This is a genomic window from Novosphingobium chloroacetimidivorans (assembly GCF_014204535.1).
Lineage (GTDB): Bacteria > Pseudomonadota > Alphaproteobacteria > Sphingomonadales > Sphingomonadaceae > Novosphingobium > Novosphingobium chloroacetimidivorans.
Genome location: NZ_JACHLR010000007.1, coordinates 36301 through 58101, shown reverse-complemented (window position 1 = coordinate 58101; position 21801 = coordinate 36301). Strand labels below are relative to the sequence as shown.

The following is a 21801-nucleotide window of genomic DNA, read 5'->3' as shown; positions in this document are numbered from 1 at the left end:
CTACCATGGCAGTCATTTCGGGTGACGGAGTCTTCTCGCACGTCTTCATCGGCGCGGCCGATGTCGATGCGTCGGCACGCTTCTACGATGCGGCGCTCGGCGCGCTGGGGATCAATAATCTCGGACCGTTCGGCAGCGGCTGGATCCTGTATGGACGCGACAAGCCGGCGTTCATCATCGCCAAGCCCGGCAACGGCGAAGCACCCTCCAGCAACGGCGCGACCATCGGCTTCGCCGCCAAGACCACGGACGAGGTGGACGCTTTCCACGCCGCCGGTCTTGCCAACGGCGGCACCGACGAAGGCGCTCCCGGGCCGCGCAGCCACCTTCCGGGCGCATATGCCGCCTACTTGCGCGACCCTGCGGGCAACAAGGTCTGCACCTACACCTTCACCGAGTAACCGGAACACCTGTGGAAACCCTCTCGACAAACCGTAGTCACGGCGGCGTGCAAGGCGTCTATCGCCACGCCGCCGCCGCGACCGGCACCGACATGACCTTCTCCGTGTTCGTCCCCGATCACGAGGAAGGCGCGCGCCTGCCGGTCGTCTGGTACCTTTCAGGCCTGACGTGCACGCACGCGAACGTGACCGAAAAAGGCGAGTTCCGGCGCGCCTGCTCGGAACTGGGGCTGATCTTCGTCGCGCCCGACACCAGCCCGCGTGGCGAGGACGTGGCCGACGACGCGGCTGGCGCTTACGACTTCGGCCTGGGCGCGGGCTTCTACGTCGATGCCACCGAAGCGCCGTTCGCGCGCCATTACCGCATGTGGTCCTATATCGTCGACGAACTGCCCGAACTGATCTCGGCGCAGTTTCCGGCCGACATGACGCGCCAGTCGATCATGGGCCATTCGATGGGAGGGCATGGCGCCCTGACCATCGGGCTCACTCACCCCGACCGTTTCAGCGCGGTATCCGCTTTCGCGCCGATCGTCGCGCCCACGCAAGTGCCCTGGGGCCAAAAGGCGCTGGGTGGCTATCTGGGTGACGATCGCGCGGCCTGGCTGCGGCACGATGCCGTGGCGCTGATCGAACGGGGCGCCCGGTTCCCCGACCTGCTGGTCGATCAGGGCGAGGACGATCAGTTCCTCTCCGAGCAACTGCGTCCCGGACTGTTGGCCGATGCCTGTGCGAGGGCCGGGATCGAGCTCACGCTACGCCTGCGCCCCGGCTACGATCACAGCTACTATTTCATCTCCACCTTCATGGAGAGCCACCTGCGCTGGCACGCGCGGCGGTTGCAGACAGGGATCAAACCGTGACGGACATCGTCGTAGTCGACAGACAAGGCCATGAGCGCACGGTCGCCGTGGAACCGGGCCGAACCGTCATGGAAGCGATCCGCGACAACGGCTTCGACGAACTGCTGGCGCTGTGCGGCGGTTGCTGTTCCTGCGCCACCTGCCACGTCTACGTCGAGCACGGCGGCGACGCGCTTCCGCCGATGAGCGACGACGAGAACGACTTGCTCGACAGCAGCGAGCACCGCCAGGCCAACTCGCGGCTGTCTTGCCAGCTTCCGATCACCGGCGAGACCAACGGGTTGCGGGTGGCCATCGCGCCAGAGGATTGACGCACGCCGGCGCGCACGCCGCGCCGGTCGCCCCTTCGCCTTACGCTTGTGCTGCCACGCAGCGGATGGTCTGCCGGCCCAGGCCGTCGATCTCCCCCACCATGACATCACCGTCCCGCAGGTAGCGGTTGTAATGGGTGCCGTTGCCCGCAGGCGATCCGGTGCAGATCACGTCGCCGGGAAGCAGACGGCTGTACCGCGAGATATATTCGATCTGGCGGGCGATATCGAACATCATGTCGCTCGTGGACTCGTTCTGCATCAGCTGGCCATCGACGCTCAGGCGGATGTTGAGGTCATAGGGATCGGCCACGAAGCGCCGGGGGACGAGATAGGGCCCGAACGGCAAAAAGCCTTCCTGCCCCTTGGCACGCAGCCAGTCCGTGCCCAGCAGCTTGTAGTCGGTCCTCGGGATCAGGTCGCGGGCGCTGACATCGTTGACGATGGCATAGCCGGCGACATGCGCCATCGCGTCCTCGCGTGAAATGTTGAGGCCACCCTTCCCGATCACCACCGCCAATTCCAGCTCCCAGTCGGGCTTGGTGGTGTTTGTCGGCAACGTCAGCGGATCGTTGGGGCCGGCCACCGTGGTCAGCGGCTTGGTGAAGACGTAGGGTTCGCCGTTGGCGAGGCGCTCGTCCATCATCTTCTCAGCCCAGGTGCGGATGGCGTCGCCGGAGACACCCTCCGGCGCCGTGTCGGTATCGACCATCATCTGGACCACATGCGTGCGGTAATTGGCGCCCGTGCAGAAGATCTGGCGCGGCAAGTCGACGGGGGCGTGGAACTGCACCGCATCAACCGGCAGCCAATCGACGTCCGTCGCGCTTCGGGCTGCTTCGGCGAGAGCATCGAGCTGCGGCAATGCCTCTTCCCAACGTTCCAGCAGCGACAACACGCTGGCTCCGCGCAGAAGGGACGCTGCGCCGAACCTTTCGGCAAGCCGGTCCAGCGGCGCGACCTGCTCGTCGATCACCAAAGCCGCTTGCCGGGTTACGGCCGGCGCGGAAACGGTAGCGAGTGCATAAGTTGTCATGCCTGTATCCTCTTTCAAATCACCACTGCGCGGGCGCCGATCGCGTTCAGAAGCGAAAGGTCTACCAACTTGTCATAGGTGTCGTCCTCGCCGGGCAGGCCAAGTGCCCGCCGCTGTTCGGTCAGGATGCGAATGCCCACCGGGCTCGGCTCGAGCGTACCTCCGAGCGCCACGACCATCGCCGCCGCAACCTGATGGGCGAGTCCGGCATCGGCCAGCGTGCGTGCCGCCTGGGCGGGGTCCTGCTTCGCTCGGCTGCGTGCGGCTTCAAGGGCGGTAAGCCATTCCACCAGCGGGTCGTGCAGCTGCGCCAGCCTGCCGGCGCGCACCACCACACCCTGACCAGGAAAGCCGGGATAGGCACGGTCGGCCTCGACCAGTGCGTTAAACCCCTGCTCGTTCGCGAGGCCGATGAACGGGGGCCCAAGCAGCGTGGCATTCCCCTCGCCCCCGATCAACCGCTCGAACCGCTCGCGCACGCCGCCCGCTTCCACCAGCGTGTAGCCGTCCGCCGCAATCCCGGCGTCCGCCAGCATCGTGCGCAAGGCGACGACGAAGCCATTCACCGCCGAATCGACCAGGAGCTTGCCCCCCGCCAGGGCGGAGACGCGCGTCAGGCCGGGTCGGGCCACGAGCTTGAGCCCGGTGGTCGTCTCCAGCTGTGCCACGATGCGGAAGTCGGCAGGACCCGCGCGGCGATTCCACATGATGACGTTGTCCATCGCGGTGATCGCCAGATCCTGACGTCCGTCGCGCAAGGCCTCGAACTGCTCGTCCGAAGAGCTCGTGGCGACACCCTGAACAAGCGGCGTCTGGCCTTTCGCGGCCGCAGCCTGCGCAGCCAAGGTCGCGAGGGCCGGCGGTACGAACCAGATGGCCTTCAGCATGATTTGCTCTCCTTCGCCGGTCCAAGGTGATCGGGTCGCTCCATCGACGCGGCTTCGCCGCTTGCCCGCAGGATCTGGTCCTGACGCCAGGCGCGTGGCGACTGCCCGGTCTGACGCTGGAAGAAGCGCCCGAAGTGCGCCGGATCGTTGAAGCCGACCGCAAAGCCCACTTCGGCCACGCCCATCTTGGTGAACAGCAGCAACCGCTGCGCTTCGGCCGCGAGACGTTCGCGCACCAGTGCGATGGCCGATCGTCCCATGCTGTCCCGCGCGGCCCGGTTCAGGCGATAGGCGGTGGTGCCGAGGACCTGGACATAGCGTTCGATCGGCCAGTGCTCGCGAAGGTGCTGGTCCACCAGGAGCAGGAAGGCGTCGAGCGTCGATTGCACCTTCGCCGGCCCGGCTACCTCCCCAAGCCGTGCGATTTCGATCACCAGCAACCGTAGCATTGCCGCTACGGCCTCGGCCTGGTGACGGCGCGGCGTGAGGAACTCCGCCGCGACAGCCTCGAACAGAACGGCAAAACCAGCGTGCGTTTCCGCACCAAGGCCGATCAAAGCCGGACGGTCGATACACGTCCAGGGACCGGGATCGCTGTGCCGTAGCGAAGCGGCGTAAGCGGCAGACAGGCTGATCACTACGGCGTCGCCCTCTGCGGACAAGTCAAAGCCATGCCGCGCCGCAGGCGGCACGACCGTCAGCGCATGTGCACCCAGCGGCTGTCTGACGCCTTCCAGCTCATAGGTTCCGCTGCCGTGCCACAGGCTGAACTGATAGAGGTGGGGGTGACTGTGCACTTCGACCCGGCCGCCGTGAAGGGCCTCACGATCGCGCACGCGCTCGACATGGATCGCAGGTATCTGATCGCTGCGCGCGGGAACGCCGTAGATGTGGAAGAAGGGAACCGACGAGGATCGAACCGTGCGCAGCATGTCGGCTCTTGCGCCAGGCTCAGTGCAGAACGGTTTCGCGCAGCGCCTTGGCACCGTTCGCCAGCAGTCCGATATCGGTGCCCACCGACACGAAGCCGATCCCGGCGGCGATCCGTGTCCGCGCGTCCTCCGGCGAAAGCGCGAAGATGCCCGCCGGCTTGCCTGCGGCGGCGATGCGCTGCAGCGCCAGGCTCACCGCACTCTGCACGGCAGGGTGGCGCGGATCGCCCAGATGACCCAACGACGCGGCGAGATCCGCCGGTCCGATGAATAGCGCGTCCACACCCGGCGTCGCCGCGATCGCGTCGATAGCTTCCAGCCCGGCGCCACTCTCGATCTGGACGATCAGCGTCACGTTTTCATGTGCATGGCGCAGATAGTCCAGATCACGGCCGAAGCCCGATGCCCGGCTGGTCGCGCTGGCGACGCCGCGAATGCCGAGAGGCGGGAAGCGGCAAGCGGCGACGGTACGCTCCGCCTGGGCTGCGCTTTCCATCATCGGGACCAGCAGAGTACGGAAACCGAGGTCGAGGTACTGCTTGATGATGGCCGGATCGCCGACCGGCACCCGAGCGATCGGTTCCACCGGATAGGGCGCCACGGCCTGCAACTGCGCCACGAGCGTCTGCAGCGTGTTGGGCGCGTGCTCGCCGTCGATCAGCAGCCAGTCGTAGCCGGCGCCTGCGCAGATTTCGGCGGTGTACGGGTTGGCGAGCGCTTGCCACAGGCCGATCAGGGATCGCCCTTGCGCCAGCCGCTCGCGGAAGGGTGTCATGTGAAGCGCACCGCGATGCTGCCCAGCGCACCATAATCGGCGTGGAAGGTGTCGCCGGCCCGCGCAAAGACAGGCGCGGTGAAGCTGCCGCCCAGCACGATGTGGCCCGGCTCCAGGAATTCGCCATGCGGCTCAAGCTTGTTGGCGAGCCATGCCACGCCGGTCGCGGGGTGGTTCAGAACCGCGGCGGCGACGCCGGATTCCTCGACCATCCCGTTGCGGAAAAGAAGTGCCGACACCCAGCGCAGGTCGACCGCGTCCGGCTTGACGGGGCGCCCACCCAGCACAATGCCGCCGCACGCCGCATTGTCGGAGATGGTGTCGTAGACCTTGCGGGTCACTCCGGTCGCCTTGTCGATGCGCTCGATTCGGGCGTCGATGATTTCCAGTGCGGGGCAGACGTACTCTGTCGCTCCGAGCACGTCGTAGATAGTGCAGTCCGGACCCTTGAGCGGCTTGTTGAGGATGAAGGCGAGCTCCACCTCGACGCGCGGCTCGATGAAGCGGGATACCGGAATGTCCTGCCCGTCGGGAAACAGCATGTCGTCCAGCAACGTGCCAAAATCGGGCTCGGTAACGTTCGAGGAGCGCTGCATGGCGCGGCTCGTCAGGCCGATCTTGTGGCCGATCACCTTTCGTCCCTGGGCGAGCTTCAGGCGATACCACGCGCGGCTGACGGCATAACCGTCCTCCAGCGTCATGCCGGGATGCTCCAGCGAGAACTGGCTGATCTGCTGGCCGTCGCGCTCGGCGCTGTCGAGCCGTTGGGCGAGTTCGTCGATCAGGCCCTGGTCAAAAGGCATCGTCAGGCTTTCTGCAGGCGGCGGTGGATGCTGTTCTGCTTCCACCCCTCGGATTCGAACACATAGAGCGAGTAGGCCAGGGGACGCCGGTCGAAGAGATCGCCCAGGAAGTCCCGCACGCGGACATCGAGCTGGTCGAAGAAGCGCTTGCGGAACTCGGCCGGACGGCCCGCTCCCATCAGCACCGAGATGTTGATGAAGGCGTCGTCAGGGCCTTTGCCGTCGGCGATGACATAGTCGGTCAGCTTGATGCCGCGCACGCGGATGCCGCCGGCGGGGAAGGTGCCGTCGGATCGCTCCCGCATCTCGGCCGCGATCAGCGACAGCAGTTCATGAAGGTCGAACTCGCCTTCGAGATTGTCGGTCCATTCGACAGTGGCGTGGGCCATCAGGCTATCTCCATTTCAGCAACCGTGCAGCCGACCGCATAAATCGGGATCGGCGCGTAGAAGCGCAGCTTGCCGGGGCCGCCGGCTGCCGCGGCTGCCGCGATGAAGGTACGGATCTCGAACCCGCCCTGCCCCGCTTCGGCGTACGTGTCGGCATCGGTGTAATCCATCATGCCGTCGCGATCGTTGGCCAGCCACTTGTCGAGGAAGGTGCGATCCCATTCCTCGTTTATGCGGCCGCTGTCAGGCGTCGCCGGCCAGTGCGAGATGCCTCCGGTGGCGACCAGGGCGATGCGCTCCGGCACACTGTCGGCCGCGCGCCGGATTGCCTCTCCAAAAGCCCAGGCACGGTGCAGCGGCGTCAGCGGCGGTCCCTGGCAGTTGATGTTGGCCGGGATCACCGTCAGCTTGCTCTCGGGATCGAGGAAGTGCAGCGGCACCATGATCCCGTGGTCGAACTGCCATTCCTCGCAATAGGCGACATCGACAGTCTGGAGCATCTCGGCGATCAGCCGCTTCGAGAGCTCGGCATTTCCCGGCTGGGTGCGCGCAGGGATCCGCAGCCATTCCGGATCCTCGATCGGCCCTTGGTAGCTCTGCGCCATGCCGACGGCATAGGCCGGCATGTTGTTCATGAAGAAGTTGGCGAAATGCTCGGCCGCGATGATGATGACCGCATCCGGCCTGGCGGCATGCAGGGCGTCGCGCATCTCCGCGTAAGCGCCGTATAAGGCGTCGCGCTGGTCCTTGGGTGCACGCTCTTCGCGACCGGTGATGCCGGGTGCGTGACTGCACACGCCGGTGAAGACAAGCGACATATCAGGCTCCCGCTACTTTCTCGTCGGTTCCCGTGGTCATCGCGTAGATGCCTTCGCGAACCGGACCGTGCGTCTTCACCCCGTCGCGCATGCGCTGAAGGTAGTCCGACCACTCGATGCCGCACAGCGCCGCCATGTGCATCAGGATTTGCCCATTCACGCCCAGCACGTACATCTTGCCGACATCGTGGCTGACGAACGCGTCTCGTTCCTCGGCGGTCAGGTCGAAGTTGTCCGCGAGCTTTGCCGGTTCGCTGAGAAACTGCGCCTTGGCGACCGGATCGCGATTCAGCGAATAGATCAGTTTGGAGAGGGAATAGAGACTCATGCTGCCTCCAATCGGTTGACCAGGCGGCCAATCCCGGAAATCTCCGTCACCACCTCGTCTCCGGCGGCGCAGAAGTGCACGCCGTGCGGCGTTCCCGTGAGGATGAGATCGCCCGGCATCAGCGTCAGGATACCCGACAGGTATTCCACCAGGCCGGCGACCGACAGGATCATGTCCGCGGTGGAGCCATGCTGGACCTCTTGCCCGTTGACGGTCGTGCTGAGCGACAAGGCCTGCGGATTGGGCACATCGGCGGCGTCGACGATCCAGGGACCGAGCGCGGTCGTGGCGTCGCGGTTCTTCACCCGCGCGTTGGGACGGTAGTAGTTCTCGAGGTATTCACGGATCGCGTAATCGTTGGCGACCGTGTAGCCGGAGACATAATCGAGCGCCTCGGCTTCGCTGACGTTGCGCGCGGGACGCCCGATCACCGCCACCAGTTCGCATTCTGGATGCATCTGGTTGGCGTCCGCCGGGCGGGGCGTCGTGCCGCCATGACCCACCAGGGCGTTGCCGCCTTTCAGGAACACCAGCGGCTTGGCCTGCTTGGCGGCAAAGCCGAGCTCGCGGTTGTGGTCGGCATAGTTGAGACCGAGCGCATAAATCGAGGCGCCCGGCGTGACAGGCGGAAGCCACTGCGCTTCATCCGCGGCCACGCTGCCGCCGCCGGCAAGCGCCAGCGCCGTCCCGTCCTCTGAAACCGTCGCCCAGACCGCACGCCCGGCGTGCGCGATGCGTGCCCGCCGGGCCATCACGCCACCTCCGCCAAAGCTGCTTCGGTCGTGATCGAGACGGCGATCGGCGCGAAGCCTTCCGCTTCCACCCGCACGCTCTGCCCGGCCCGAGCGCGGGGTGCTTCCCCCGGCAACCCGATCAGGAGCAGGTCTCCTGCCTGCAGCGTCATGAAGCTGGAGAGTTCGGCGATCAGCTTCTCCGCGGATCGGACAAGCCGGGACAGCGGCCAGCGATGAGCCTCGACACCATCGACGAAGGTGACGATTTCGTCTGGCAGGCACACGTCCCCGGCATGGCCGAGCGGCAGGAACCCGTCCCGGCAGCGCTCGGCTATGGCGGGCCGGTAATAGCTGGCCGACGGCAGCGACACGTCCAGCGCCAGACATGCGGCCTCGACATGCGACAACGCCGCATCCTCGCTGCCCGCCGTCGCGTCTCGTCCGAACAGCAGCGCCACGGTGGCGGCGACGGTCACTTCGCTCTCGCCAGCAGGAAGCGGCACCGGCGCCCCGCCGACCGTCGCGCAAAGCCGGGGCTTGATGTAGACCACCGGAGCCTGCGGCGGCGCCTTGTAAGGGTCGGCGTTGAACGCATCGGCCAACGCCGCCCGCTCGTCCGCATCATTCAGCACGACGCCGTAGATGGTTCCGCTGACGATCACCGCCTCAGACCCCCAGCCGCTGGATCTTGTGCGTCCCGTAGGCGAGCGCGACGTTCTTGGTCTCCATGTAGAAGTCGAAGCTCCAGTCGCCGCCGTCGCGGCCGATGCCGCTGGCCTTGGTGCCGCCGAACGGCGTCGGCAGATGGCGTACGTTCTCGCTGTTGACCCAGACCATGCCGGCTTCGACGGCGTTGGCGACGCGCAGGCCACGGCCCAGGTCGTTGGTCCACAGGTAGGCGGCGAGGCCGTACTGCACGTCGTTGGCCTTGGCGATCGCATCCGCCTCGTCATCGAAGGGAATGGCGGTCAGGACCGGTCCGAAGATCTCCTCCTGCGCCACCCGCATCGACTGCTCGGCTCCAGCGAAGAGCGTCGGCTGGAAGAAGTACCCGTCACCAGCGCCTTCGTGCCGCGCGCCACCGGCAGCGATCCGCGCGCCTTCGTCGGTGGCCACCTTCATGTAGCTCGCCACCTTGTCGTAGTGACGCTGGTGGATCAGCGGTCCCACTTCGGTCAGCGGATCGAAGGGATCGCCGACCTTCAGGTTCTTCACGCGCTCCGCCGCAGCCGCGATGAAACGGTCGTAGATCGAGCGTTGCACCAGCAACCGCGACGAAGAGGTGCAGCGCTGGCCGTTCAGCGAGTAGATCATGAACAGCGCGGCATCGAGCGCGCGGTCGAAATCCGCGTCCTCGAAGACGATGACCGGGTTCTTGCCGCCGAGTTCGAAGTGGACGCGCTTCAGCGTCTCGCTACCCTGGCGCATGATCGCGGAGCCTGTCTTGGACTCACCCACAAAGGCGATCGCCTTGATGTCGGGATGCTCGGTCAGGCGCTTGCCGGTGGTTTCACCCAGGCCGTTGACGGCGTTGAACACGCCGGCGGGCAGGCCTGCCTCATGCGCGATCTCGACCAGCAGGCGCGCCGAATAGGGCGACCATTCGGCCGGCTTGTGGACCACCGTGCAACCGGCGGCCAGCGCCGGCGCGATTTTCCAGGTCGACAGCATGAAAGGGGTATTCCACGGCGTGATCACCGCCACGGGACCGATCGGATGACGCGTCGTATAGTTCAGGTGCTCGCCGGTCGGCAGCGAGTGCCCGTCCGCTGCGGAGGGCGCCTTATCGGCGAAGAACCGGAAGTTCTCCGCCCCCCGCAAGGCTGCCTTGGACATGAAGCGCCAGGCCTGCCCGGCATCGAGACACTCGACCGCTGCAATCTCGTCCGCACGTGCCTCGATCAGATCGGCCACCTTGTGCAGGATCGCGCGGCGCTTGGTCCCGGGCAGAGCAGCCCAGGCCGGGAACGCTTCGCGCGCTGCCGCAACCGCCGCATCCACTTCGGCGCCGGTCGCATCGCGCGCCTGGCCAAGCGTACCACCGCTCGCCGGCTCGAACACGTCGAACGTGGTGCCTTCGCCGGGCACCGATCGGCCACCGATGTAGTGCCCGAGCGCGCCGTCTCCGAATGACTTGATCGTGCGCAGGGCCTTTGCCCGCAAAGTATCCGTCACGCCCAGTATCCCATCCCGCTCTGATCTATCTCGCGTTCGTGCCGCCGCTATCCGCATCGCAGATCCGCCGATCCTTCGCTGTCAGAGTTACTGTACTGTCCGTTCTGTAATCGTCAAGCGGTCATCGCCAGGTTGCGTCTCGCACGCGACGGCGGGCCGGATGGAGGCCGGCCCGATGCTCAAGAGGAAGGCATCACTCGGCCATAAGGGCGAAGGTGAGGATCGCGCTCGGCGCCTCAGCCGGTCGCCGCTGGCCGCGCGCGATTCTCCAGCCCTGGATCAATGTAGATCGGCATCGGGCGTGAGGACCGCAGCCCGAGCCGCGCATGCTGGCCTGCGAGCACCCGTCAACCCTGCGCGGCAAGTGCATGCCCTCGATGCAAGCCCTGCCACATCTGTCCGAAAGCCGAAGTTCTCAGCCTGTGCGCGCGAGCCTCTTCACCCGCAGCTGCCACGATCGAACAAACGGCTAGCGCAAGTACCGCCATTTCGATACGATGCGATCAGCAACTCGGCTCAGGCGATCTTTGCCGAGCGAGCTTTGCGAGTTGCGGTCCAAGGAATTACGGGAGAGCAAGATGGGTTCGCTGCATGGCAAGGTTGCGGTTGTCGTCGGGGGCAGCAGCGGAATCGGCGCCGCATCGGCGCGGCTCCTGGCAAGCGAGGGCGCAACCGTCGCGATCGGCTATCATCGCGGTCAGGATCGCGCAGAAGCTCTGCGCGCTCAGCTGCCCGGTGAAGGCCACGTCACCTTCAGCATAGCGGTGGACGATCCCGCGTCGGTGCGCCAGGCGGCCCAGCAGCTGTCGGACTCGCTGGGCCGAGTGGACGTGCTGGTCAACTCGGCCGGCACCACGCGCCCGGTGCCCCATGACGATCTCGAAGCGCTCGACGACGCGCTGCTCGACCAGATCATGGCCAGCAACGTGCAAGGCCCCTTCGCCACCATTCGCGCCTTCGCACCGGCGCTCAAGGCGAGCGGCGATGGCGTCATCGTCAACATTTCCTCGATCTCCGGCTTCACCGGCAGCGGCAGCAACGTGGGCTACTGCGCGTCCAAGGCGGCATTGGACACGATGACGATGTCGCTTGCCCGCGCTCTCGGACCCGAGATCCGGGTCATGTGCGTTTCTCCCGGAGCAGTCGCGACGGACTTCGTGGCTGGCCGAGACCGTTCGGCGCTGGAGAAGATCGCGCAGAAGACCCCGCTCAAGCGCGTGGTGGAACCAGAGGATGTCGCGCGCGCCGTTGTCGCTTGCGTCACGCACCTGACGGCGAGCACGGGCGTGCGGATCGTCTGCGACGGGGGACGCTTCCTGGTTTGAGCGACCCGTCGGCCGATGCGACTGTGCCGGTCCGCGCCTCAGGCGGCCGGCGCAACCACACGCAGATCGTCGTCGAAGTGGACGCCGAGAAGCTTGAACATCGCGAGGGGATAATCGCGGATGAACGTGTCGTCGATCGGCGCGTGGCCCCACAGCAGTCGCATGTAGATCGGAGCGTAGAGCATATCCATCAGCTCTTCTGCCTGGAGGTGCCCCGGCACCGGGCAGAGGCGGATCAGTTGTTCCACCACTTCACGCACCACCGCGCGCCGCCCGTAATGGAAGCGTTGGCGGAACTCGCGCAGGATATTCGGGTCCGATTGGCCCTCCGCCAAGATCTGACCGACGACCTGGCCTGGCCACCCGGCGTATTGCTCCGCCATCGCGCGCCAGTGACGAACCAGCGCTTCGGCGGGATGGATGTCGTGGCGCATAGGCGTGTGGCCGATGTGGTTTTCGATGAAGGCGTCGATGACCACGAGCGCTTTGGATGACCACCAGCGATAGATCGTCGCCTTGCTGACACCCGCTTCGCGGGCGATGGCTTCGATCGTGATCGACTGTAGCGCTTCTGTCTGCAGAAGATGGAGTGCCGCGGTCAGGATCGATTGACGGACCGTCTCGCTTCGACGGCGCCCACCACCGCGCGCACGTGGTGCATCTGCATCACTTGATTTCATGGCAAAAGCGCTAGCTGAAGCAATTGGCATGGTCAACGCTGGCCGACCACCGTCACTCAAGTATCGGAACGCGTCGACCGCTTTGCGAAAATGGCCAGAAACTTTCCGGAACCGGCTTTGCGCATGTGCTTGGCGCGACGCAAGATACAGGAAACGAAGGAGAGGATCATGTTCGTCACAAATGCCTGGTATGTCGGGGCCTGGAGCCATGAGGTTCAGGGCACGGCGCTGTTCTCACGCAAGCTGTTGGGCGAACAGATCGTCTTCTTTCGCAAGACGGACGGAACAGTCGCCGCGCTGCGCGACCGCTGCAGCCATCGCTTCGCCCCGCTCTCGACCGGGCGTCACGAAGGTGACTGCGTGCGTTGCATGTACCACGGGCTGGTCTTCGACGCCGCCGGGACCTGCACCGAGGAGCCCGGCCGATCGCGCCCTTCGCCGGGGCTCGACGTCCAGGCCTACCCGGTGGAGGAACGCTGGAAGCAATTGTGGGTGTGGATGGGCGACCCCGCGCTCGCCGATCCGGGCCTGATTCCCGACTGCACATATCAGGACGATCCCGCCTGGGCGTCGATCCCGGCCTACATCCACTACGATGCGGATTATCGCCTGATCCTGGACAACCTGATGGACTTCTCGCACCTGTCGTTCGTGCACGAGAACACGCTGGGCGGGTCGCGCAGCATCGCCGCCACGCGTCCGAAGGTGGAGCGCATCGACGATGGCGTGCGGATGACGCGGATGTACCCGGTGGAGCACAGCTTCGCACCGTACTTGCGCGGCTTCGAAACCTTTTCCGGCCCGATCGACCGCTGGCATGTCTACGAACTGCGGATCGGCGGCAATGTCTTCACTATGGATTCGGTCAGCGCGCCCGCTGGCACAAGTACGCCGGACGGCTATCGCGATCCCCGTTCCATGCAGTTCCGGGCGACCCAGATCGTCACTCCGGAAACGGCGCATAGCTCGCACTTCTTCTGGACCTACGCGCATAACTTCAACATCCAAGACGCCAATTTCACCCGCAAGCTGGCAAGCCGGATCAACGAGGGCTTCGTCGAGGACAAGCTGATGATCGAGGCGCAGCAGAAGGTCATCGACGGCGACGGAGAGGACGGCATGGGCTACATCCTGGCAGACAACGGCCTGGCGCTGTTCCGCCGCATGCTGGACGAGCGCCTGCAGTCCGATGCCAAGACAGGCGTCCGGGCGGTTGCTGCCTGACCTTCCCCCCAGGCTTGAAGCGGACCGCGGAATTTCCTATACTCTGCGTATCGTTTTAGCGGCCCAAGCCGCATCTATCCTCGGGAGAGCTGCCAGATGAACATCACCGGAACCGAAGGCCTGTTGATGGGGGTGGAAGATCTGGAAGATTGCCGCCGCTTCCTGACCCTCTACGGCTTGCAGGAAGTGCGGCATGACGAAACCGGCGCTTACTTCGAAGCGCTGGACGGCAGCAGCGTCGAATTGAAGCTCAAGGACGATCCCTCGCTGCCCCCCGCCAATGTGCCCGGGCCCACGCTACGTGCCGCGATCTGGGGCGTGGAATCGGAAGCCGACCTGGACGCCATCGCCGACGAATTGTCCAAGGACCGGCAGGTGATCCGTGGCGAGGGCACCGTGCAGTCGGCCGACGACGACCAGAACAACCTCATCTTCCGCGTCACGCAGCGCCGCCCCTACGAGGCCTCCGGCTTCGAAGTGAACGTCGCCGGGCACGCGCCCAAGCGGATCAACCGCCGCGTCAACTTCGACGACCATGGCACCGCGCGGCAGCTGGGCCATGTCGTCTATTGGGCCAACGACCCCAAGGCCTCGGTGAAGTTCTACACCGACCGGCTCGACTTCCGCATCACGGACTCCTTCCGCAACAACGCCGGTGTATTCGCGCGCGCGAAATCGCATCACGATCACCACAGCCTCTTTCTGATGCGTCCATTTCAAGAAGGTATCCCACCCTCGTTCCAGCATGCCGAGTTCACGTTCGGCGACGCGCAGGAAGTCATGGCCGGCGGCTACAAGCTGCGCCAGGCGGGTTACGAGACGACCTTCGGTCCCGGCCGCTTCGAACTCGGCTCCAACTGGTTCTGGTACTTCAAGACGCCGATGGGCGGCGCCTTCGAACTTGGCGCCGACATGGACCACGTCGATGACGATTGGGAGCCGGGTGAGTTTGACCACCCGGGCGTCACGGGCGGCTGGCATTATGGCGTGAACGCCCAGTTCTCACGCCAGCGCTGAGCGGCGTCACTGCTGATGTCGAGGCTGGCGGCGTTTGGCCGTCAGCCTCGATCTTTTTACTAACCATGGATCCAAAATAGCGATTGAAGCGGCCCGTTGACGAACCCGACGACAGGCCTTCAGCCGCCGGCGCGCTGCCGGGCCGCCGCAACTTCGGCCTGAACCGCCTCGCGCACTTTCTCGCCGGCGGCGATGCGCGCCCTGATGCGCGACTCCATCCGCAGGCTTTCCTGCGCCGTCGCGATCGCGGCCTCGATCTCGTCGGGAGCGACCACGACCACGCCGTCGTCATCCCCGATCACCCAGTCTCCGGGGCTGATCTTCGCGCCGCCGATCTCGATCGGGATCATCGCCTCGCCACCGCCGGGGCCTCGCCGCGCATAAGGATTTGTGCCGCGAGCGAAAATGCTGAGCGGCAGCTTCGCGACGCTGGCGCGATCGCGGATGTGGCCGTCGACGACCGCCCCCACCAGCCCCCGCGAGACGATGTCGGCCGCGAGCAGGTCTCCCAGGTAAGCCGTCAGGCCTGGCGCGTTATAGCACAAGATGTCACCGGGCGCGGAAGCTTCCAGAGCCTGGAAGACCGACTGCAGCGCGGCCTCGTCGCAGCGCGCCGTCACGGCGCGGCCAGCGACCGTACCGCTCCCGGCGAAGCGGATCAGGCCCGGCGCGACGACGCCACGCCCACCGGTTGCTTCCGCGATCACACTGGCCGGGATGGTGGCAAGCGTCGCGGCGATGGCGGCAACATCGGTCATGGCATCTCTCCTGATATCTTCTGAGCTATTGGCGTAGATCATGATCGCGGGTGGTGCCGCGATGGAAGCGGCACGCGGAGCGAAAGGCCTGCACGCCCATGCCGACGGTCAGGCCGCTCGACCTCCGCCACGGAACGAGGCGCGCAGTCAGGCGCTCACGGCGGCCGGCCGACGCCGGCTCAATGGCGGAGCACGACCTTGCCGCGTGCCCCGGCGGCGACGGCCGCGTGCGCCTCGGCCAGAGCCTCGAGCGGGAATGTCGCCGCGATGGGAATGACCAGACGCCCCTCGGCGGCATCGCGCGCGACTTGCGCCAAAGTCTCGGCATCGGTCTGATGGTAGAGCTGGATCACCTCGACGCGGCCACCGGCATTGTCCTCTTCAGGTACAGGCACGATGCTGACCACCCGTCCACCGTCGCGCACCCGGCCCAGCAGCTGCGACGTGGCCGAGCCCGCCGTCGCGATGGCCCGATCGAACCGCGGGTCATCGGCGGGGTCCGAAAGGTCGATCGCCTCCACACCCAGCGCAGCGGCCTCGTCGAGCCGATCGGCGCGTACACCCGCGACCGGAACCGCGCCGATGGCCTGCAACTGCTGCAGCACCGCGCGCCCAACCGAACCCAGGGCGCCCGATACCAGCACCCGCTCGCCGGCGGTCACGCCAAGCGCGGCCACGGCTTGTCGCCCGGTGAGGCCAGCCTTCGGCAGTGCTGCACCATGCTCGAAATCAAGCTGATCGGGCAGTGGAGCGATCGCGTTCACCGAGATGACGCCAAACTCCGCGTGCGAGCCGCGCCCCGCTGTCGGAAAGTCGGCGATCACACGATCCCCGATATCGTATCCCTGCACACCCTCGCCGAGCGCCTCGATCGTACCTGCAGCGTCGCCTCCCGGTACCGCCGGCAAGGGGAGAGGTATGAACTGCGCGAAGATACCTTCGCGCACCAGCAGATCGAAAGGATTGACGGCGGACGCATGGATGCGGAGCAGCACCTCGCCCGGTCCCGGCTCGGGACGGGGCCATTCGGCGAGGCTCAACTGATCGACACCGCCATACGCGGCAAGCTGAACTGCCTTCATCACATTCCTCCGTGGCTATGCCCTCGGCGAATATGAGGATCAGCAAACGATACGGCAAGTGCAGTTTTCTTCAATGATAATCGGCTGATCATCTCGTCTGAGGCATAAGCGCACTATGAAGGATCATGAAGTTGTTGCGGTACGCTACGTCTCAGTATAGACTCGCTATATGGTCCGATTGAAGACCGTTGCGGCATGCAAGCAGATGCCGATCAGGAGGGAATCATGCTTTACGCCCGCAATTGCTGGTACGTCGCCGGCTGGTCGTATCAGGTCGAGACCGGCCAGCCTTTCCCGATGCAGATCCTGGGCGACCGCCTCGTCCTGTTTCGGACCTCCAGCGGACAGATGGTCGCGCTGGAGGATCGGTGCGTACACCGCCTCGCGCCGCTTTCGCTCGGGCGCTGCGAAGGCGAGGGACTGCGCTGCATGTATCACGGCATGCTGTTCGATGCAGCGGGCACGGTGATCGAGATCCCGGGCCAAAGCCTGATCCCGCCCAACGCCAAGGTCCGCTCCTACCCGGTCGTGGAGCGCGACAGCTGGATCTGGGTGTGGATGGGCGACGCGGCCGCAGCCGATGAAGCGGCGATCCCGCGCTCTCGTTCGCTTGATGATCCCGACTACATCCTGCGTCACGGATGGCTGGACTATGATGCCGAGGCTCAGCTCATCAACGACAACCTGCTCGATTTCAGCCACCTCTCCTTCGTCCACGCCAACAGCTTCAATCTGGGCGCCGATCCGGCGGCCACGCAGGCGAAAGTCACGCAGCTGGAAAACGGCATCCGCTATGCGCGCTGGATGGAGGGCTTGCCGACAAATGGCGCCGGGCTTCCCGATACGCCGGCCGACAGCTTCATGGGGTACGACTTCCTGATCCCTGGCGTTCTGGTGATGAACATCAGTTCCTGGCCGCTGGGAACCGCCGCCAAGCTGGACTACGCGGAACCTGCCGACCATAGCCGAGCCTTTCGCGACTGCACGTTCTCGGGACAGGCGGTGACCCCGATGGCTGATCGCAAGGCCCGCTACTTCTTCTCGATCGGACCGCACCGTAATCAGGGCGACGAAACAATCGCCGATCTCATGTTCAAGATGGTCGAGACGGCTTTCGACGAGGACAAGCGCATGATCGAAGCGCAGCAGAAGGTCATCGACGAGACGCCGGACATGCGGATCATGCCCACAGCCCACGACCGAACGGTGACGATGTTCAATGCCAAGGTGGCGCGGCTCGCCCGCGGGGATGCGCAAGCGAGGGAGAGCGCGCTGGCCTGATCAGCGGATGCGTGAAGCTGCGCGCTTGCGCGAGATCGATCTTGCTTATAATTACGATACCAATCGTATCGATTGACTCGACGATGCTAAGCCAACTGGCAGGAGAGATGCATGTTCATCCGCAACATCTGGTACGTAGCCGGCTGGGCTAGCGAAGTGACGCAAGGACAACTTCTCGCACGCACGCTGCTCGATACGCCCGTCGTACTCTGGCGCGACTCCGAGGGCGTGGCGCACGCGTTCGAGGATCGCTGCTGCCACCGCGGCGCACCGCTCTCGCTCGGAAGGCTCGAGGGTAACTGCCTTCGTTGCATGTACCACGGACTGCTGTTCGACGCCTCCGGCAAGTGCGTCGAGGTGCCGAGCCAGGACAAGATACCCCTCTATGCCAAGGTGAAGACCTTCCCGATCACCGAGAAGGCGACCTTCTTGTGGATCTGGATGGGCGACCCGGACAAGGCCGATCCTTCGCTGATCCCCGACATGCCCTGGATGGAGAGCCCGGATTGGGCCCATATCGAGGGCTACACGCACTACGACACGAACTACCTGCTGTTGTGCGACAATCTCCTCGATCTGGCGCATATCGCCTATGTCCATGCGACGACCTTGGGCGGGGACGAGGATTACGCACGCACGCCCGCCAAGATCGAACGCCTGCCGAACGGACTTCGCGTGACGCGCTGGACCGAGAACCAGAACCCGCCGCCGTTCGTGCAGCAGGTGAAGAACTATACCACAAAGGTCGATCGCTGGAACGACTACGACTTCCTGCTCCCGGGCCTGTTCATGATGGACTCGGGAACGGTACCAACCGGCCAGGGTGGCCGCGAGGGCGGCCGGGTGGATGCGGCCGGATTCTATTCCAGCCAGGCGATCACGCCCGAGACGGAAAACAGCGCTCACTATTGGTATTGCCAGCCGCACAACTTCGCCATCGACGACCCGGAAGTGACGCGTAAGGTGATGACCGCGGTCGAGGAGGCGTTCATGGAAGACAAGTTCATGATCTCGGCCCAGGCAAAAGTGCTGGAGCGCGATCCGGACTTCCGCATGATCCCGATCAAGGCCGATGAGGGTCTCACCCGCTTCCGCAATCTCGTGGAGCAGCGCCTGCGTGAAGAGCGCGCAGAGGAGACGGCAGCGTCGAAGGAGGCCGCGCTTGCCTGACCAGCAAGGTCGGGTGTTCACTGTAACTGCCGACGATGATTGCCAGCTTTCCGGCCGTGTATGTGGTGAGGACGATGCGGAACCTCTGGTGCTGGCACACCCGATCGGTTTCGACCATCGCTTCTGGGAAGATGCCGCAGCGCACTTGCAGAAACGCTTCCGATTGATCCTGCCCGATGCGCGCGGCCATGGCACTTCGTCGCGTGGAGCGGGCGAGACCAGCGTCGAGCAGCTCGCCGCCGACCTCCTCTCCATCCTGGACGGATTGGACCTGCCTCAAGCCGCTTTCGCCGGATGCTCGATGGGCAGTGCAACCGCGATGCGGCTTGGCGCTGCCGCGCCCGAGCGCGTGACGTGGCTTGGCCTCGCGAACGCGCCTGCCAAGATCCCTCTCCCCCGTGAGCGCTTCGACGCCGGCATCGCCGCCAGTCGGAGCGGCGGCTACCCCGAACTTGCCCGCGGCATGCTGTCGCGCTGGATCGCGGCAGACATACAGGAAAGCCGACCCGAGTGGATGGAGCACACCTGGGCAGCGATGGCCTCGACCGATGGCAACGGCTTTGCCGATGCGTTCGCGGCCCTGCGAGATTCGGATCGGACGCTCGATCTCACCTGCCTGACGGCCCCCGCACTGGTCATCACCGGAGAGCATGACGAGGCCTTTGCGCCTCAGGCTGCCACGGCAATGGCGGAGAGTCTGGCCGACGCCCAGCTTGCCGTGATCAAGGGCGCCGGGCATCTTGCCCCGATCGAACAACCCGCCGCTTTCGCCCAGGTGCTGATCGAGTTCGCCGATGGACACGCACGGGCCTGAAGCGGCGCGATAGCAGCCGCTCAGGAGGGCTGGCCGATGCAGACACTCGATATATGCGGAACGCCTTTAGCGTACCGGCTCACCACCTGCACCAATGGAGCCAGGTCGGCACCGACACTGCTTTTCTGCCACGCGCTCGCCAGCAACGCTTCGATCTGGAACGCGACGGTCGGCGCCTTTGCTGGCAAGGCGAATACGCTTGTGTTCGACCTTCCCGGCCATGGACAATCCGGCTGCGCGCCCGAACAGTCGTTCGCGTTCGGTGACTTGGCGACTTTGGCGCATGACTTGCTCGACCGTCTCGGGATCGATCGGGTTCATATGATCGGCGTCTCGGTAGGCGGAGAGGTGGCACAAGCCTTCGCCGCGCAGTACCCGGAGCGGATCGATCGCATGGTGCTGTCCAGCACGGCCTGCCACACCGCCGAGGCGCGAGCCGCGCTATGGCAGCAGCGCATCGCCGAAGTAGAAGCCAGGGGCATGGCCGCGATCGCGAGCGCCACCGCGCAGCGCTGGTTCAGCCCTCACTTCGCAGCCGAGAACGGCGCGATACTGGGCGCCTGCGCCGATGCGATCGCGGCCACCGACCTTTCAGCCTATATGGCTCTGGCCCGGGTCATCGCTCGCATGGACCTGCGCGACACGAACCGAGCGATCGCCGCTCCTACGCTGATCACCTTCGGCAGCGAAGACCATAACACCGGCGCTGCCGCCGCTGCGCTGATCGCATCCACGATCCCCGGTTCACGCAAGGCCGAATTTGCAGGCGCCGGCCACTTCCCTCACCTGGAGGATCCGGCCAGGTGGAACGAGACGATCGACGCTTTTCTGTTCCCTTCGGCAGCCCAGCCATAATGGTCAGACGATAGCCGCAGGGTTTCGTGGCCGCCCTGCTGACGTATGGCGCCCAATTCAATCGTGGATGGTCTCGCGCGCCATCCACTCGTCTACGATCCGCCGGGCTTCCACGCCCGCAGCGTCGGCCTTGACACTGCGCTCTCCTTGGGAGCCACGCCGCGGCGTCCGGCTGGCAAGCTTCTGCACTTGCTCCAGGACGAACTCGTCCTCCTCAAATCCCTTCTTCACCAACTCCGCGAAGAAATCGAGCGCTGCATCCTCGCGCGCGAAGTTGCGAGCCACCACATAGAAATAATACATGTTGCCCTGGTCGATCGGGGTCGTGAAGTGCGCGAAGCGAGTGCTTGCGACCCTGGGATCCTTGCCATCCGGATCTGCCAGATCGACCCCACCCTCCTGGGCCGCCGGCGAAAGGAATCCTCCTTCGTATACCCGGTTCCACGGTGTATGGGGGGCGACGCCGATGCCCGCTGCCATCGGACCTGGGAGCGGCGCACGCACGAACTCCTGACGATAGCGCACGGTGCCTTCCCCACGCGTCACGACCGGCGCAACGACCCAGTCGGTGATCTGGAAGCTACTGGCGTGTACAAATCCAAAATGCGACAGGTCGAGGACGTTTTCCTTGAGCAGCAGGTAGTTGGCCGCGACCGGCATCAGACCCTTGCGGAACGAGAACGCGGGATCTTCGATCCAGCCGAGCACCGGCGGCGGCGGTACTGCGTCGAGCCGATCCTTGTCGCCGAGGTAGATCCAGATCAAGGGACCGATTTCGCGCACCGGATAGGTCGCGACGCGGATCGGAGGCGGGCTGCTCATCGTGGGTACGAACGTGCAACGCCCTTCGCGATTGAACTGAAACCCATGATACCCGCACTCGATCGCATCGCCGTGCAGTTTGCCGATCGAGAGCGGCGCTTGGCGATGGGGACAGCGATCCTCCAGGGCCACTGCTTCGCCCGCCTCGGTACGAAAGAGCACGACCGGCGTGTCGAGCAGCCAGCGGGCGAGCGGGGTGCGGGTCACCTCGTCCGCGAAGGCTGCCACCCACCAGCAGTTTAGCGGATAGTTGCGAGCCGCCGGCCCGGAATTTGCAAGCGTTGCCATGGCAAGTACCTCTGTTTGCGTATCAATCGACGT

Annotated in this window: 25 protein-coding genes; 10 read left to right on the top strand and 15 right to left on the bottom strand. The window is 65.2% G+C overall.

Annotated elements, in window-relative coordinates:
- Positions 1-5: 5 nt before the first annotated feature.
- Genes HNO88_RS09675 through HNO88_RS09665 form a run of 3 tightly spaced genes read left to right on the top strand, consistent with a single transcriptional unit; the run spans position 6 to position 1575 of the window.
- The gene (locus tag HNO88_RS09675) at positions 6-401 is read left to right on the top strand and encodes a VOC family protein (protein WP_184244517.1); all 396 of its coding nucleotides are present in this window, start codon (positions 6-8) and stop codon (positions 399-401) included.
- A gap of 11 nt (positions 402-412) precedes the next feature.
- Entirely contained in the window at positions 413-1264 is an 852-nt protein-coding gene (fghA, locus tag HNO88_RS09670) for an S-formylglutathione hydrolase (protein WP_184244515.1), read from the top strand.
- On the top strand, positions 1261-1575 hold the full coding sequence (locus HNO88_RS09665; RefSeq protein WP_184244513.1) for a 2Fe-2S iron-sulfur cluster-binding protein: 315 nt from the start codon (positions 1261-1263) through the stop codon (positions 1573-1575). The genes fghA and HNO88_RS09665 overlap by 4 nt, the downstream gene beginning before the upstream one ends.
- A gap of 40 nt (positions 1576-1615) precedes the next feature.
- On the opposite strand, the gene HNO88_RS09660 is transcribed toward HNO88_RS09665, so the two are convergent.
- The 11 genes from HNO88_RS09660 to hpaE are packed head-to-tail and all read right to left on the bottom strand — an operon-like array spanning position 1616 to position 10452.
- Positions 1616-2611, bottom strand: coding sequence for a fumarylacetoacetate hydrolase family protein (locus HNO88_RS09660; protein WP_184244511.1), 996 nt, complete (start codon positions 2609-2611; stop codon positions 1616-1618).
- Positions 2612-2625: 14 nt separating this feature from the next.
- A complete protein-coding gene (locus HNO88_RS09655; RefSeq protein WP_184244509.1) occupies positions 2626-3498 on the bottom strand; it encodes an ABC transporter substrate-binding protein in 873 nt (290 codons plus the stop codon).
- Complete coding sequence (locus tag HNO88_RS09650; protein ID WP_184244507.1) at positions 3492-4430, bottom strand: helix-turn-helix domain-containing protein; 939 nt, start codon at positions 4428-4430, stop codon at positions 3492-3494. The genes HNO88_RS09655 and HNO88_RS09650 overlap by 7 nt, the downstream gene beginning before the upstream one ends.
- A 19-nt stretch (positions 4431-4449) precedes the next feature.
- Positions 4450-5205 (bottom strand): HpcH/HpaI aldolase family protein, encoded by a 756-nt coding sequence (locus HNO88_RS09645; protein WP_184244505.1) that lies wholly within the window; start codon positions 5203-5205, stop codon positions 4450-4452.
- On the bottom strand, positions 5202-6008 hold the full coding sequence (gene hpaH / locus HNO88_RS09640) for a 2-oxo-hept-4-ene-1,7-dioate hydratase (protein WP_184244503.1): 807 nt from the start codon (positions 6006-6008) through the stop codon (positions 5202-5204). The genes HNO88_RS09645 and hpaH overlap by 4 nt, the downstream gene beginning before the upstream one ends.
- Before the next feature lie 2 nt (positions 6009-6010).
- A complete protein-coding gene (locus tag HNO88_RS09635) occupies positions 6011-6397 on the bottom strand; it encodes a 5-carboxymethyl-2-hydroxymuconate isomerase (RefSeq protein ID WP_184244501.1) in 387 nt (128 codons plus the stop codon).
- Positions 6397-7215: a DODA-type extradiol aromatic ring-opening family dioxygenase gene (locus tag HNO88_RS09630; RefSeq protein WP_184244499.1), complete on the bottom strand. Its 819-nt coding sequence runs from the start codon at positions 7213-7215 to the stop codon at positions 6397-6399. The genes HNO88_RS09635 and HNO88_RS09630 overlap by 1 nt, the downstream gene beginning before the upstream one ends.
- A gap of 1 nt (position 7216) precedes the next feature.
- On the bottom strand, positions 7217-7543 hold the full coding sequence (locus HNO88_RS09625) for an aromatic ring-opening dioxygenase subunit LigA (protein WP_184244497.1): 327 nt from the start codon (positions 7541-7543) through the stop codon (positions 7217-7219).
- Positions 7540-8295 carry a fumarylacetoacetate hydrolase family protein gene (locus HNO88_RS09620; protein ID WP_184244495.1) on the bottom strand — a complete coding sequence of 252 codons (756 nt, stop codon included), beginning with the start codon at positions 8293-8295 and terminating at the stop codon, positions 7540-7542. The genes HNO88_RS09625 and HNO88_RS09620 overlap by 4 nt, the downstream gene beginning before the upstream one ends.
- A complete protein-coding gene (locus HNO88_RS09615; protein ID WP_312857041.1) occupies positions 8295-8939 on the bottom strand; it encodes a fumarylacetoacetate hydrolase family protein in 645 nt (214 codons plus the stop codon). Before HNO88_RS09615 ends, HNO88_RS09620 begins: the two co-directional genes overlap by 1 nt.
- Before the next feature lie 4 nt (positions 8940-8943).
- On the bottom strand, positions 8944-10452 hold the full coding sequence (gene hpaE / locus HNO88_RS09610; RefSeq protein WP_312857040.1) for a 5-carboxymethyl-2-hydroxymuconate semialdehyde dehydrogenase: 1509 nt from the start codon (positions 10450-10452) through the stop codon (positions 8944-8946).
- A 578-nt stretch (positions 10453-11030) separates the two neighbouring features.
- On the opposite strand from hpaE, the gene HNO88_RS09605 reads away from it, so the two are divergent.
- A complete protein-coding gene (locus tag HNO88_RS09605) occupies positions 11031-11777 on the top strand; it encodes an SDR family NAD(P)-dependent oxidoreductase (RefSeq protein WP_184244491.1) in 747 nt (248 codons plus the stop codon).
- Positions 11778-11815: 38 nt separating this feature from the next.
- On the opposite strand, the gene HNO88_RS09600 is transcribed toward HNO88_RS09605, so the two are convergent.
- A complete protein-coding gene (locus HNO88_RS09600; RefSeq protein WP_184244490.1) occupies positions 11816-12457 on the bottom strand; it encodes a TetR/AcrR family transcriptional regulator in 642 nt (213 codons plus the stop codon).
- 168 nt (positions 12458-12625) lie between these two features.
- Here HNO88_RS09600 and HNO88_RS09595 point away from each other — a divergent pair, with 168 nt between their 5' ends.
- Both HNO88_RS09595 and HNO88_RS09590 read left to right on the top strand, forming a co-directional pair.
- Positions 12626-13681 carry a Rieske 2Fe-2S domain-containing protein gene (locus HNO88_RS09595; protein ID WP_184244488.1) on the top strand — a complete coding sequence of 352 codons (1056 nt, stop codon included), beginning with the start codon at positions 12626-12628 and terminating at the stop codon, positions 13679-13681.
- Between the two features lie 96 nt (positions 13682-13777).
- Positions 13778-14698: a VOC family protein gene (locus HNO88_RS09590; RefSeq protein ID WP_184244486.1), complete on the top strand. Its 921-nt coding sequence runs from the start codon at positions 13778-13780 to the stop codon at positions 14696-14698.
- Positions 14699-14817: 119 nt separating this feature from the next.
- Here the strand turns inward: HNO88_RS09590 and HNO88_RS09585 are convergent, their stop codons facing one another.
- Together HNO88_RS09585 and HNO88_RS09580 are read right to left on the bottom strand one after the other, a co-directional pair.
- Positions 14818-15456 (bottom strand): RraA family protein, encoded by a 639-nt coding sequence (locus tag HNO88_RS09585; RefSeq protein ID WP_184244484.1) that lies wholly within the window; start codon positions 15454-15456, stop codon positions 14818-14820.
- A gap of 179 nt (positions 15457-15635) precedes the next feature.
- Positions 15636-16538 carry an NADP-dependent oxidoreductase gene (locus HNO88_RS09580; RefSeq protein WP_184244482.1) on the bottom strand — a complete coding sequence of 301 codons (903 nt, stop codon included), beginning with the start codon at positions 16536-16538 and terminating at the stop codon, positions 15636-15638.
- A gap of 225 nt (positions 16539-16763) precedes the next feature.
- On the opposite strand from HNO88_RS09580, the gene HNO88_RS09575 reads away from it, so the two are divergent.
- The 4 genes from HNO88_RS09575 to HNO88_RS09560 all read left to right on the top strand — a co-directional run bounded on the left by HNO88_RS09575 (position 16764) and on the right by HNO88_RS09560 (position 20658).
- Complete coding sequence (locus HNO88_RS09575) at positions 16764-17819, top strand: Rieske 2Fe-2S domain-containing protein (protein ID WP_184244480.1); 1056 nt, start codon at positions 16764-16766, stop codon at positions 17817-17819.
- Positions 17820-17930: 111 nt separating this feature from the next.
- The gene (locus HNO88_RS09570) at positions 17931-18989 is read left to right on the top strand and encodes an aromatic ring-hydroxylating dioxygenase subunit alpha (protein WP_184244478.1); all 1059 of its coding nucleotides are present in this window, start codon (positions 17931-17933) and stop codon (positions 18987-18989) included.
- Positions 18982-19803, top strand: a complete 822-nt coding sequence (locus HNO88_RS09565; protein ID WP_184244476.1) for an alpha/beta fold hydrolase — start codon at positions 18982-18984, stop codon at positions 19801-19803. Before HNO88_RS09570 ends, HNO88_RS09565 begins: the two co-directional genes overlap by 8 nt.
- 36 nt (positions 19804-19839) lie before the next feature.
- Positions 19840-20658 (top strand): alpha/beta fold hydrolase, encoded by an 819-nt coding sequence (locus tag HNO88_RS09560; protein ID WP_184244474.1) that lies wholly within the window; start codon positions 19840-19842, stop codon positions 20656-20658.
- A gap of 57 nt (positions 20659-20715) precedes the next feature.
- Here the strand turns inward: HNO88_RS09560 and HNO88_RS09555 are convergent, their stop codons facing one another.
- On the bottom strand, positions 20716-21768 hold the full coding sequence (locus tag HNO88_RS09555) for a Rieske 2Fe-2S domain-containing protein (RefSeq protein WP_184244472.1): 1053 nt from the start codon (positions 21766-21768) through the stop codon (positions 20716-20718).
- Between the last annotated feature and the right edge of the window lie 33 nt (positions 21769-21801).